The following is a 13,399-nucleotide window of genomic DNA, read 5'->3' as shown; positions in this document are numbered from 1 at the left end:
GATAAAAAGATAGAGAAAGTATAAGTTTCTCTATCTTTTTATTAATTCTTTTATAATGAATTATTTTATTCATTATCTAATTTCAATTCTAAATTATCAAGTTTAATTACTATCTTAATTCAAAAGAATTGCAATCTGTGCATTGTACTTGAGTCGGATTCTTTTCATGTGTTCCAACTTCAATCATTGTTAATGTACAATAACTTTCATTTGTATTATTGTACTTACATTGTCCTACTGTGCACTTTATGTTTGGATTCTTATCCATTTAAATCACCACCTTACAAAGTTATTATTTACTTTTAAATTTATACTATTCATAGCTTGAATATAATTTATGGTGATGATTTTAATTTATATTATTTAATCTTAATATTTCTTATTAATTCTAAAATTCTTTTGCTATTTCTTTTGCTTCTGAAATTGTATCTGAAAGTATCTTTTCAACATCCATTCCATATACATCAAGACTTTCAGCAGCAAGGCTCTTAATATCTTTTATTCCAAAGAAAGCTAAAATTGTTCTTAAATATCTTTCTCCCATTTCAAATTGTGAAGTTACTGAATTTGTATAATCTCCACCTCTTCCTGAAACTATAAGAGCCTTATCAGCCTTACATATTCCAACTGGACCTTCTGCAGTGTATTTAAAAGTTATTCCTGTTACACTTACATAATCAAAATAAGCTTTAACTATAGCTGGTGCTCCTAAATTCCACATAGGAGCTGCTATAATAACTTTGTCAGCCTCAGCCATTTGATATGCATATTTTAATATTGGATGATTTTTGCTTTCTTCAGTTTTTTCTCCAAATACTGCTTGTAAATCTTCTGGTCTTAAGAAATCAATTTTTTCCTTATATAAATCTAATACTGTAATTTCATCATTTGGATTATTTTTTTTATATTCCTCAATAAAACTATCTGAAACTTTAAATGTTCTTGATTCACCTTCTGGTTTTATATTTGCTTTTATATATAGTATTTTACTCATTTTTTTCCTCCTATTATAATTACCATTTGTAATATATATCTTTTTTGTTATAATATAAATATTAGATTATATGATATATTTTTTCAAGTAGGTACTTTTTTTATATATAGTATATAAAAAGATACTATATATTAATATTCAATGTATTTATTATGTTTCAATTTTAATAAATATATGTTATAAGTAAGGAGACATTTTATGGAAAAGTTTTCAATAAATCATACAGACTGTTATGTAAATGAAAATACAAATTCTCACGAAATATGCCCAATGATTTTAGTTCACAAACTAATTTCAGGAAAATGGAAAATACTAATACTTTGGTATTTATGTAATGGCTCACTTAGATTTAGTGATATTAAAAGAAAACTTCCTAACGTTACTCAAAAAATGTTAACAAACCAGCTTAGAAGTTTAGAAGAAGATAATTTGATTTATAGAAAGGTTTATCCTGTGGTTCCTCCTAAGGTTGAATATGGATTAACTGAGATTGGTACAAAAATTATACCTGTTTTAAAATCTATGCATAACTATGGAAAAGAATATATAGATATGCTTAATGGTGAAATTTTATAAATTGCCAATATAAAGGCTACGATAAATAGATATGTTCCATAAACATATTCTATTTATCTTCGCCAACTTATATTTCTCCACTTAAAATTATTAGATGAATATTTAACCTCATTAAAGTATAAAACAAGTTTAATTATTTTCTCCAAAAGCCTTTTTCTTTAAGGCTAATCCAGCTTTTGTTATAGCCACTCCTCCAAGTCCTGTTTCCCTTAATGATGAAGGTAAACTTCGTCCTACCTTATACATTGCAGATAAAGCATCATCAAAAGGTATTTTAGATTCTACACCTGCCATAACTAAATCTGCTGTGCATAAAGCACTTATTGCTCCAGAAGAATTTCTTTTAGCACAAGGTATTTCCACTAAACCTGCAACTGGATCGCAAACTAATCCTAATATATTTTTAAACACTATCGCAGCTGAATCTAATGACATTTTAGGTGTTCCACCCATCATTTCTACAACTGCTGCTGATGCCATTGCTGCTGCTGAGCCACATTCAGCTTGACACCCACCTTCTGCTCCTGCAAATGTTGCATTTCTTCCAATAATCATTCCAACTGCTGCTGATGCAAATAAAGCCTTCATAAGCTCTTCATCATTTTTACCAAGTTTTTCTCCAGCTGTTAGTATTACTGCTGGCAGAATTCCACAAGATCCAGCTGTTGGACAAGCAACTATTTTCCCCATAGAAGCATTAACTTCTGAAGATGAAAGAGCCATAGCCATAGCCAATATCATTGTATCTCCTGTTAATGATTTTCCCTTTTTTAAATATTCTTGTAACTTATAGGCATCTCCACCAATTAATCCACTAACAGAATATATCTCTTTTTCTCTAGCTTCAGCTGCTCCAACTCTCATAACCTCTAAAGTTTTTTTCATTTTTAAGAAAACTTCTTCTCTTGAAATATCTCTATCTTCCATTTCTCTTATAATTGCATATTCACTTAATGAAATTGAATTTTCTTCGCATATATGTACAAGTTCTTCTCCAGACTTTGCTATATCCAAACTATTCACCCTCCTCAACTTTATTAATAAGGATTACTTTTTCTATTCCTTCAACTTTTTTAATTTCTTCTATTAATTCACTTGGAATTTTACTATCAACTTCAAATGTCATAGTAGCATTTTTACCTCTTTGGTTTCTACCTAAATTTAAAAATGCAATATTAACTTTATTATCATATAAAATATTTGTAACCTTTGCTACAGTTCCAGGTATATCTCTATGTGAAGTTATTATAGTTGCATAAGCACCTGTAAATTTAACTTTATTTCCGTTTATTTCAACAATTTCAATATTTCCTCCGCCTATTGAACTGCCTATGACATCACATTCCTTGCCATTTTTACATTTCATTAAAAATCTAACAGTGTTAGGATGATAATCTCCTAAATCTTCATCCTTAAATGCTATTTTTATTTCCTTTTCTTTTGCAATTTCAAGAGAATCTCTAAGCCTTTCATCTGATGGATCCATTCCCATTATTCCAGCTACTAAGGCTCTATCTGTTCCATGTCCCTTGTAGGTTTTTCCAAAGGATCCATGTAATAAAAAAGTAACCTCAACTACTTCATCTCCAGCTATTGTACGAGCAACCTTTCCAAGCCTTGCTGCTCCTGCTGTATGTGATGAAGATGGCCCTACCATTATAGGTCCTAATATATCAAAAACACCCATGCCACTCATGCTTTTTTCTCCTTTAGTTATAAATTTAATTTAACTATTTATTATTATATATATGAACCTAATAATTATCTATAATTTATTAATTTAAATCTCAATAATTATTAGTCACTATTATACATTGGTAAAACTCATTTATTATATAGTTTTTTACAATCTACATTTTCTCTAATAAACATTTTATACTTGCTCTTTTTATAAACAATTTCTACTATGCTACCCAAATTAATTTCTTTAATCTTTATATATTCTACATCTTTTCTTTTTATTTTAATAACTTTATCATTTTTTAATACTTCAAATTCTTCCTTGTCTAAATTATAAAATGTACCTACATATTTCTTTTTCTCTATTATATATGTACATATAAGTACTGATAAAATTATAATCCAGGTTAAACATATATAACTATTACTATATCGTGGTATAAAAAATAGCAGCCAATATAGTCCAGTATTTCCTATATACCTCTTATCAATATTAAAAAGCATATTTTCTTTATTTAATTCACTATATAGGTACTCTAACTTCTTTCTTTCACTAAATAAAAGAGAATTCATATTTAGTGAATGTACTTTGCCATTATAACAAAGTATAGCTAAGATATTCTCATCATAATATAAACTTCTAATATCACATTTTTTTATAACACGTTTTTTATATATAATCTCTTCTTCATTTACCTCTAAAATTACCCTACCATAGTCACTTAATAATACCAATAAAATTCCCCCCAAAAATAGTATAAAATAACAGACAATTAATCATATGTTAACTGTCTATTATTTTTCACTAGAAAAATCCCTTATTAATATTTATAAAAAACACTTCCACCAATGAATTCTCTTAAAATACTATTTGTAGGAACATAATCCTTATCTATTTCTTTAAAGAAACCTAGAAATGATTTTAATCTACTTACTTCTAAATAAACTGGACTATCCTGGCCTATTTTATTTAACTCCTCTAAAGCATATTTCTTTAAAACACATAGTTCATAAACTAAAGTAGAATTAAACATCACATCTGCTTCTTCTTGGAATACAAAAATATTCTTTTCTTCCCCTCTTCTAATAGATGGCCACATCTTCAACGTTTGCTCTGCTCCATAACCCCTTGATAAATAATCTCTAACTATTCTTCTAACTCTTCTTATATCTGTTGTTGCTATTCTATTATGATTATCTAAATTAAGTTGTGTTAGTGCTGATATATATACTTTAAATTTATGCTTATCAGAAATAGAAGCTGTAAGCATTGGATTTAATCCATGAATCCCTTCAATCAAAAGTATTCCATTACTTGGAAGGATCAATTTATGACCTATCCATTCTCTTTCACCCTTTTTAAAGTTAAAACTTGGAATTTCAACTTCTTCTCCTTTTAATAAACTACCTAAATGAGAGTTAAATAAATCTAAATCTAAAGAATATATACTTTCAAAATCATATTCTCCATTTTCATCCTTTGGAGTATGATCTCTATCAACAAAATAATCATCCAAAGATATAGGCATCGGAACATATCCATTTACTCTAAGTTGAACTCCTAATCTATTTGCAAATGTAGTTTTACCAGATGAGCTGGGTCCTGCTATTAATACTACCTTTGTTTCCTTTCTTTCACTAATCATATCAGCTATTTGGGCTATTTTTTTTTCATGAAGAGCTTCAGAAACCATAATTAAATCTCTTAACTCCTTATTTTCTACTTTATCATTTAGAGATCCTACTTCTCCAATACCTAGTATATTTAACCATCTTTCTGTTTCTATAAAAATTTGAGATAATTTTCTATTTTCCTTAAACTCTGCTACTATATTTAAATCATCTTTCTTTGGATATTTTAGCACAAAGCCTGGATCATAATACATTAAATCAAATGCTTTTATTATTCCTGTTGAATATGCCATTTGTCCATAGAAGTAATCATATCTTCCATCTAACTCATATAAATTTACATTTTCAAAGGTTACATGATTTAATAAAGAAACCTTATCTTCCATTCCATAACTCTTGAAAATTTCAATTGCTTTTTCCCTTTTCACCTTTATTTTATTTATTGGTAAGTCTTTATCTATAAGTTCCTTCATTCTTACCTTTATCTTTTCAATATCACTTTCATTTAAAGCCTCTTCTTTATGAAGTTCACCAAAGACTCCTTCTCCAAGACTATGCTCAATTGTTATTATTGAATTATCATAGAGGTCTAAAGCAGCTTTTATAAATATAAATTGTAATGTTCTAGTGTAAATTTTATATCCTATTGGAGTATTAAACTTTACTAGTTCTAAAACTCCCTCTCTATCTATCTTATGAAACAACTCTTTATACTCTCTATCTAGTCTGCATAAAGCAACCTTATTTGAATCAATATTCAGATAATTATCTATAAACGCTTTATAAGTAGTATCCATATTTACTAAGTAGTCTTTATTATTGTATTTTATATTTAAATTATTCATTAAATTCCCTCCTAATACCTACTTACTATTCTCTAATCTCTATTCTCTATTTTATAAGAATCTTCCATATGTATATTATATACTTGAATCTAAAAAAATCTATAAAAATGTATTGTTACCTATTTAAATTATAGGAATAAAGTTATAGTTTTATACAAATAATATCTCATGCGAGGTGTTTGAACATGTTTATAGTATTAATAAGAACTATCTTTCTTTACGCTTTAGTTATATTAGTAATTAGATTAATGGGAAAAAGACAAATAGGAGAATTACAACCCTATGAGTTTGTAATTACAATAATGATTTCAGACTTGGCAGCCTTACCTATGCAAGATACTAGGCTTCCTTTGATTCTAGGGGTAATACCTATAATCACTTTATTATTTATAAAAACTATTTTATCTATAATTCAATTAAAGAGCCAAAAGGCTAGACAAATTTTAGAAGGTGAACCTTCTATTTTAATTTCTAGAGGTAAAATTAATTTTGAGTCTTTAAAAAGACAACAAATAAATTTAGATGAACTTATGGAGGAAATTAGATTAGCTGGGTATTTTGATTTAAGTGAAATTGAATACGGCATACTAGAGAACAATGGTCAAATGTCTTTTTTAACTTCTGATAGTAGTAACTCTAAAAATAATAATTCTACTAAGCCTCTATTACCAGTTATATATGTATTGGATGGAAAAGTAAACAAAAATGCTCTAACATCTAGTAGTAAAAATTATGAGTGGATTAAAAAGCAATTAAAGAATCATAAAATAAACTCTATAGATGATGTTTTAATTGCAATGACAGATACAAAAGGAAAATTTATTTATCAACTACATAAGGACAAGGAGGATTATTAATGAGAAATAGTATTATCTCTGTAGTTCTTTTTATAGCTTTGATCTCAGGCTTATTATTTCTTGATAACAAATTTGTATCACTTTGTGATGATGTAATGTTTAAATGTCAAGAAATTGAAGATTTATTAGAGGCAAATGAAAATTATATAGCCTATGAAAAGTCAGTTGAATTATTAGAATTCATTGAAGAAAGAGCTGATATTCCAGCTATATATTTAAATCATGTTGATTATGATTCTTTAATGAATGAATCCCTAAAGCTTTCCCTATATATTAAAAGTGATGAAAAAGGAGATTCATTAGCAACTCTTCATGTATTAAGATATGCTGCAGAACATTTAAAAGAACTTCAAAAACCTAACCTTAATAACTTATTTTAATGTTACCTTAAAATCTTAAAAATTCATATTAAAAAGACATTAAATAAATTTGTTTTATACAAATCTATTTAATGTCTTTTCGATATAAGTTCTTATCTATTATTTATATTTATAATAAAACTTATTTTAAGTTTTATTAAGCTTATCCTTAATTATAGCACTAGTATATATAATGTTATATATTACATTATATTACATTTTTCTTGCTAAGATCTAATATTTATTGTAGGATAATACATATCATTATAGTCTTATATGACTATTTACATATCAATTATTGTAGCATTGTTTAATTGGAGGTGTATATTTTGACAAGAAGAGCTTTATTCTCTGCATGCATGACTTTTTTATTTTTACTTAATAATAGTTATATTGCATTTGCAGAGCCTAACCCTACTGAAGGCCAAACTATCCAGGAAAATAAGATTAAATATGAACAATTAGATAGCGAAACAATGGAATTAGATACTAAGATTAGTAAATTAAATAGTGAAATTAATAATCTTAACGAAAAGTTATCTAAAAACAATTCTGAAATTGAAGATACTAACAACGAAATAAAAACTATTAATTATAAAATTGAAGAAGCAAAGCTAGAAATTGATAAAACTCAAAAAACCCTTGATGGACGTCTACGTTCAATGTATAAAAGTAATATGACAACAGGTATGTTAGTTTATTTAATAACTTCTGAAAATATTTTTGATATGCTCAACAGGGTACAAGCTATGAGCAAAATTGTTTCTATTGATAAAGAAATGATTTCAGAAATAAATAAAAAAAAGGATTCTCTCAACAAAAATGCAACAGAAATAGAAGAAAAGAAAAATGAATTAGAAAAGCTTAAAGAATCGATTCAAAGTGACTTAGCGGAAGTAAACTCTAAAAAAGAAGAAGAAGAAAACCTTTTGGAAAGTTTAAATTCTAGAAAAGATGAAATTATGTCTGTAATAGAGGCTAATGAAGAGAATTTAATTTCTCACCCTCTTTCTATAATCAACTCTGATTCTTCATCAATTTCTGAATTACAAAATGCTGTTAATACATTGCAAGCTATGTTACCTCAACTTAATAGTGATTATTCTATAGGATTAGCTAAAGATGCAATTAATTTAGGTAATGATAAAATTGCTCTAGCTAATGAAAAGTCTTCTGAAGCAGAATCTAAACCGACTACTTCCAATTCTGTGGAAGATGTCAGTGGACAAGTATCTACACATACTATGAACGCAACTGCATATACTGGACATGGTCTTACTGCAACAGGTCTTAAGCCTATAAGAGATCCTAATGGAATTAGTACAGTTGCTGTTGACCCTAATGTTATACCATTAGGATCAAAGGTTTATGTAGAAGGATATGGGTATGCTATAGCTTCTGATACTGGTGGAGCTATTAAAGGAAATAAAATTGATTTATATATGAATTCAGATGCTGAATGCTATGCTTTTGGTAGACGAACTGTTACTGTAAATGTAATTGCTTATCCTGGGCAATGGTAGTTAAATTAATAAAAAAGTTCACCTATGTAAATTTTGCTTATTCCGTCGCTTTGCTCCAAGTCATCGCAAAATTACATAGGTGAACTTCAAAACTGAAGGATGGAAATTATAAAAAGTTATTCACGGGGTAAGCTTTTTATAATTTCCTCTAAAGAGTTAAAAAGCTATATAATTGGATGTAGGGGAATCCAATTATATAGCTCTTTATTTATATAAGGTCATTTAATGAGAAATAGCTAATTTAAAACTTCTAAAGTTTCTTTTGCAATCATTAACTCTTCATTTGTCGGTATAACATATACTTTTACATTAGAATTATCAGATGAAATTTCTGCTATTTTTCCTCTCACATTATTCTTTTTATCATCAATTTCAATACCTAAAAACTCTAATCCTTCTAAACACGATTTTCTTGTGGTAATAGAATTTTCTCCTATTCCTGCTGTAAATATAATAGCATCTACTCCACCCATATGAGCGGCATAAGCAGCTATTTGTCCTCTTATTCTATAATGAAAGATATCTAATGCAAGTTGTGCTCTATCATTACCTTCTTCTGTTGCTTTTTCTAAGTCTCTAAAATCTGAGCTTACACCTGATATTCCTAATACTCCAGATTTCTTATTTAAAGATTCATTTGCTTCTTCAACAGTATACCCACATTCCTCTATTAGAAATGTAGCTATTGATGGATCTATATTACCTGATCTAGTTCCCATTGCAACTCCTGCAAGAGGAGTAAATCCCATTGAAGTATCTATTGATTTTCCATTTTTAATTGCAGACAAGCTTGCTCCATTACCTAAATGGCAACTTACTATCTTTAAAGTTTTTATATCCTTATCTAGTATTTCTCCAATCTTTTGGGATACATATTTATGAGAGGTTCCATGAAATCCATATTTTCTAATTTTATGATTTTCATATAAACTATATTCAATTGGATAAATATATGCAACTTCAGGCATAGTTTGATGAAATGCAGTATCAAAAACTGCTACCATTGGAGTTAAAGGCATTAATTCCATGCAAGCCTTTATTCCAATAACATTTGGTGGGTTATGAATTGGCGCTAGCTTTATACATTCCTCTAGATAACTTAAAACATTATTATCTATTACAACTGATTCAGAATACCTTTCCCCTCCATGAACAACCCTATGACCTACAGCAAATATTTCATTAAGATCCCTTATTGCTCCTATTTCCTTATCTAATAAAGTTTCTAAAACTAAATTTATAGCTTCTTTGTGATTTTTAATTTCTCTTTTATTTACATGCTTTATATCCATATTTGTCTTATGTGTTAATATGGAACCCTCTATTCCAATCCTTTCAACTAACCCTTGACATATAACTTCTTCGTTTTTCATCTCTATTAATTGATATTTTAATGATGAACTTCCACAATTAATAACAAGTATATTCATTTATCTTCACCTCTATTATCTTGTAGCTTGTGCTTGTACAGCAGTAAGAACTACTACATTTACTATATCATCAGCTGAACATCCTCTAGATAAGTCATTTATCGGCTTATCAAATCCTTGACAAATTGGACCTATTGCTTCAGCATTTGCAAATCTTTGTACAAGCTTATATCCTATGTTACCTGATTGTAAATCTGGGAATACTAAAACATTTGCTCTACCAGCTACATTACTATTTGGTGCTTTTTGCTTTGCAACCTTTTCAACTATCGCTGCATCTAATTGCAGTTCTCCATCTATTAATAAGTCTGGCCTTAACTCCTTAGCAAGTTCTGTAGCTTTCCTTACTTTTTCTACAGTTTCATGATCTGCAGAACCCATAGTTGAAAAGCTAAGCATTGCGACTCTTGGTTCAATTTTACATACATTCTTAGCAGTATCTGCTGTTGCTATAGCTATAGCTGCTAATTGTTCATAAGTCGGATTTGGATTAACTGCGCAGTCTGCAAATAATAACATTCCTTCTTCACCATAAGAAGAATTTGGAACACCCATTATAAAAAAGCTAGAAACCACTGATACACCTTTTGATGTTTTTATTATCTGAAGACCAGGTCTTAATAAATCTCCTGTTGTATGAATAGCTCCAGATACCATTCCATCTGCATCATTACATTTTACCATCATAGTTCCAAAATATAATGGATCTTTAACTATTCTTTCAGCTTTTTCTAAGGTTACTCCTTTACTTTTTCTTAAGTCATAAAATCTATTTATATAATCTTCAAGCTTATTTGAAGTCTCTGGATCTATTACTTCAACTGCACTTATGTCTTCCTTTAATTCCTTTGATTTATTTAATATAACATCAAAGTTTCCAATTAGTATTGGATGTGCTAAACCTAATTTTTTAATTTTAATAGCTGCTAATATATTTCTTTCTTCTTCACCCTCTGGAAGTACAATCCTTTTAATATCATTTTTAGATAATTCCCAGAGTTTATCTAATAGCTCCATTTTTCTCCCCCTGATTAAATCAATTAATTTATCTAGGTGGCATTACTACTGCCTTTCCCTTTACAACAACGTCTCCTTTTTGATTAGTACAAATAGTTTCTAATGTTATTCTATTTTTATCTTCTAACTTCTCTATAACTTCTACAGTAGCTGTTATTGTATCTCCAAATCTTACTGGTGCAGTAAATTTTAACTCTTGTGATAAATATATTGTTCCTGGTCCTGGTAATTGCATACCTAAAACAGTAGATATATATCCAGCTGATAACATTCCATGAGCTATTCTTCCTTTAAACATAGTATCCTTAGAATATTCCTCATTAAAATGTGCTGGATTTAAATCACCGCTTACTCCACCAAATAAAACAACGTCAGCTTCCGATATAGTTCTACTGTAGCTTGATTTATCCCCTATACTTATTTCGTTTATAGTTCTTCCCTTCATAATATCCTCTCTCCCTTTTATTCTTTTTATTATTTTTATTCTTTTTATTCCTTTATTATTCTCTTTCAACTAATACTGCTGTTCCCATTCCTCCACCTATACAAAGTGTAGCTAATCCTTTTTTAGAATCTCTTCTCTTCATTTCGTGAAGTAATGTAACAACTATTCTAGCTCCTGAACATCCAATAGGATGACCTAAAGCAATTGCTCCACCATTTACATTTACCTTTTCTGTATCTAATCCTAAATCCTTAACAACTGAAATTGATTGAGCTGCAAAAGCTTCATTTGCTTCTATTAAATCTAAGTCTTCCACAGTCCAATTTGCTTTCTTCAAAGCATTTCTTGTCGCTGGTACAGGTCCATAACCCATTATTGCTGGGTCAACACCTGCTGAACCATAACCTTTAATTGTCGCTAATGGTTTCAATCCTAAACTATCAGCTTTTTCTTTGCTCATTACTACAAGCATAGCTGCACCATCATTAATTCCAGATGCGTTTCCTGCTGTTACAGTACCATCTTTTTTAAAGGCTGGTCTTAAGCTGTTTAACTTGTCTAAATTCATTCCTGCTTTTATATACTCATCCTTATCAAATATAATAGGATTTCCTTTTCTTTGAGGAATTTCAACTGCTATTATTTCTTCGTCAAATTTGCCTAGTCTTTGAGCTTCCTCTGCTTTATTTTGACTCTTTACTGCAAATTCATCTTGCTCTTCTCTTGATATATTCCAATTTTCTGCTATATTTTCTGCAGTAATTCCCATATGATATTTGTTAAAAGCATCAGTTAAACCATCTTCTATCATACTGTCTATAAGCCTTCCGTCTCCCATTCTTTGTCCAAATCTAGCTGAATTAAGAATGTATGGCACATTACTCATGCTTTCTGTTCCACCACATAAAATTACATCAGCATCTCCAAGCATTATTTCTTGAGCTGCTAAAGTAATAGCCCTTAGTCCTGATCCACACAATTTGTTTAATGTCATACTTGGAACCTCTACTGGTACCCCTGCTTTTACTGCTATTTGTCTAGATACATTTTGACCAAGTCCGCTACTTAAAACATTTCCTATTAAAACTTCATTTATATCTTCTGGCTTTATTCCAGCTCTTTTAATAGCTTCTTTTGCTGCAATTACTCCTAAATCCACTGCTGTAAATTTTGATAAACTTCCTCCAAAGCTTCCTACAGGAGTTCTCACTGCTGATAAAATAACTACATCTCTCATTTAAATTCCTCCTATAATCTTATTCCACCATTTACTGATAAGTTATGCCCTGTTACATATGAAGATTCATCACTAGCTAAGAATAAAACAGCATTTGCAATTTCTTCAGCTTCTCCTAGTCTTCCAAGCATTGTTTTAGATCTAATATTTTCTAATACTTTCTCTGGAACAGTTTTCATCATATCTGTATTTATATATCCTGGTGCAACTGAGTTTACTCTTACGTTAGCGCCTTTTCTTGCAAACTCCTTAGCCCATGTTTTTGTCATACCTATCACACCAGCCTTTGTAGCTGCATAATTAGTTTGTCCAACATTTCCAAATTCACCTACAACTGATGCTATATTAATAATTGAACCTTTACCAGTTTCCATCATATGAGGTCCTATAAGTTGTGCAATATTAAATAATCCTTTTAAGTTAACATCTATAACTAAATCCCACATTTCCTCTGTCATTTTTTGTATTAATGCATCTCTTGTTATTCCAGCATTATTTACTAAAATATCAACCTTACCGAATCTTTCTATTACTGAATTAAAGAATATTTTTATACCTTCTCTATCAGTAACGTTTACTTCATATCCGTGTATATTCTCTACTTCATAAGGTAGCTTATTCATATCAACAGCTATTACAGTAGCTCCTTCTCTTGCAAAAGTTTCAGCTATTGCTCTTCCTATTCCTTGTGATGCTCCTGTAACCATAGCAACTTTATTTTCTAATCTTAACATTTTAACTCCTCCTAAAATCATTCTACGTAAGCACTTACTTACATAATGTTTTAAAAAAATTAATCTTTCC

General features: G+C 29.3%; 15 protein-coding genes. 4 read left to right on the top strand and 11 right to left on the bottom strand.

Going from position 1 to position 13,399, the window contains the following annotated elements; translation table 11 throughout:
* Positions 1-109 precede the first annotated feature (109 nt).
* Positions 110-268, bottom strand: a complete 159-nt coding sequence (locus tag ACZJV1_RS03960) for a DUF1540 domain-containing protein (protein WP_460286282.1) — start codon at positions 266-268, stop codon at positions 110-112.
* 120 nt (positions 269-388) lie between these two features.
* Entirely contained in the window at positions 389-994 is a 606-nt protein-coding gene (locus ACZJV1_RS03955) for an FMN-dependent NADH-azoreductase (RefSeq protein ID WP_460286281.1), read from the bottom strand.
* A 198-nt stretch (positions 995-1,192) separates the two neighbouring features.
* On the opposite strand from ACZJV1_RS03955, the gene ACZJV1_RS03950 reads away from it, so the two are divergent.
* Entirely contained in the window at positions 1,193-1,570 is a 378-nt protein-coding gene (locus ACZJV1_RS03950; protein WP_411169958.1) for a winged helix-turn-helix transcriptional regulator, read from the top strand.
* Between the two features lie 129 nt (positions 1,571-1,699).
* On the opposite strand, the gene sdaAA is transcribed toward ACZJV1_RS03950, so the two are convergent.
* From sdaAA to ACZJV1_RS03930, 4 genes are all read right to left on the bottom strand, one after another.
* A complete protein-coding gene (gene sdaAA / locus ACZJV1_RS03945; RefSeq protein WP_460286280.1) occupies positions 1,700-2,584 on the bottom strand; it encodes an L-serine ammonia-lyase, iron-sulfur-dependent, subunit alpha in 885 nt (294 codons plus the stop codon).
* 1 nt (position 2,585) lies between these two features.
* Positions 2,586-3,266, bottom strand: a complete 681-nt coding sequence (gene sdaAB, locus ACZJV1_RS03940) for an L-serine ammonia-lyase, iron-sulfur-dependent subunit beta (RefSeq protein WP_411169956.1) — start codon at positions 3,264-3,266, stop codon at positions 2,586-2,588.
* Positions 3,267-3,394: 128 nt separating this feature from the next.
* A complete protein-coding gene (locus ACZJV1_RS03935; protein ID WP_460286279.1) occupies positions 3,395-3,985 on the bottom strand; it encodes a hypothetical protein in 591 nt (196 codons plus the stop codon).
* A gap of 86 nt (positions 3,986-4,071) precedes the next feature.
* Positions 4,072-5,727 carry a nucleoside kinase gene (locus ACZJV1_RS03930; RefSeq protein ID WP_463651513.1) on the bottom strand — a complete coding sequence of 552 codons (1,656 nt, stop codon included), beginning with the start codon at positions 5,725-5,727 and terminating at the stop codon, positions 4,072-4,074.
* A 185-nt stretch (positions 5,728-5,912) separates the two neighbouring features.
* Between ACZJV1_RS03930 and ACZJV1_RS03925 the strand changes: the two genes are divergently transcribed.
* The 3 genes from ACZJV1_RS03925 (at position 5,913) to ACZJV1_RS03915 (ending at position 8,466) form a co-directional block, all read left to right on the top strand.
* Complete coding sequence (locus ACZJV1_RS03925) at positions 5,913-6,584, top strand: DUF421 domain-containing protein (RefSeq protein ID WP_463651512.1); 672 nt, start codon at positions 5,913-5,915, stop codon at positions 6,582-6,584.
* Entirely contained in the window at positions 6,584-6,964 is a 381-nt protein-coding gene (locus ACZJV1_RS03920; protein ID WP_411169952.1) for a DUF4363 family protein, read from the top strand. The genes ACZJV1_RS03925 and ACZJV1_RS03920 overlap by 1 nt, the downstream gene beginning before the upstream one ends.
* Before the next feature lie 308 nt (positions 6,965-7,272).
* Entirely contained in the window at positions 7,273-8,466 is a 1,194-nt protein-coding gene (locus tag ACZJV1_RS03915) for a 3D domain-containing protein (protein WP_411169951.1), read from the top strand.
* Positions 8,467-8,702: 236 nt separating this feature from the next.
* Here the strand turns inward: ACZJV1_RS03915 and ACZJV1_RS03910 are convergent, their stop codons facing one another.
* The 5 genes from ACZJV1_RS03910 to ACZJV1_RS03890 are packed head-to-tail and all read right to left on the bottom strand — an operon-like array spanning position 8,703 to position 13,329.
* On the bottom strand, positions 8,703-9,896 hold the full coding sequence (locus tag ACZJV1_RS03910; RefSeq protein WP_460286276.1) for an acetate kinase: 1,194 nt from the start codon (positions 9,894-9,896) through the stop codon (positions 8,703-8,705).
* 15 nt (positions 9,897-9,911) lie between these two features.
* The gene (gene pta / locus ACZJV1_RS03905; RefSeq protein WP_460286275.1) at positions 9,912-10,913 is read right to left on the bottom strand and encodes a phosphate acetyltransferase; all 1,002 of its coding nucleotides are present in this window, start codon (positions 10,911-10,913) and stop codon (positions 9,912-9,914) included.
* A gap of 28 nt (positions 10,914-10,941) precedes the next feature.
* Positions 10,942-11,358, bottom strand: coding sequence for a MaoC family dehydratase (locus ACZJV1_RS03900; protein ID WP_460286274.1), 417 nt, complete (start codon positions 11,356-11,358; stop codon positions 10,942-10,944).
* Between the two features lie 55 nt (positions 11,359-11,413).
* Entirely contained in the window at positions 11,414-12,595 is a 1,182-nt protein-coding gene (locus ACZJV1_RS03895) for an acetyl-CoA C-acetyltransferase (RefSeq protein ID WP_463651511.1), read from the bottom strand.
* An 11-nt stretch (positions 12,596-12,606) separates the two neighbouring features.
* The gene (locus ACZJV1_RS03890; protein WP_460286272.1) at positions 12,607-13,329 is read right to left on the bottom strand and encodes a beta-ketoacyl-ACP reductase; all 723 of its coding nucleotides are present in this window, start codon (positions 13,327-13,329) and stop codon (positions 12,607-12,609) included.
* Positions 13,330-13,399: the final 70 nt, after the last annotated feature.

The sequence above is a fragment of the Clostridium sp. LS3 genome (assembly GCF_055330225.1).
This window is presented reverse-complemented; position numbering and strand designations above follow the sequence as displayed.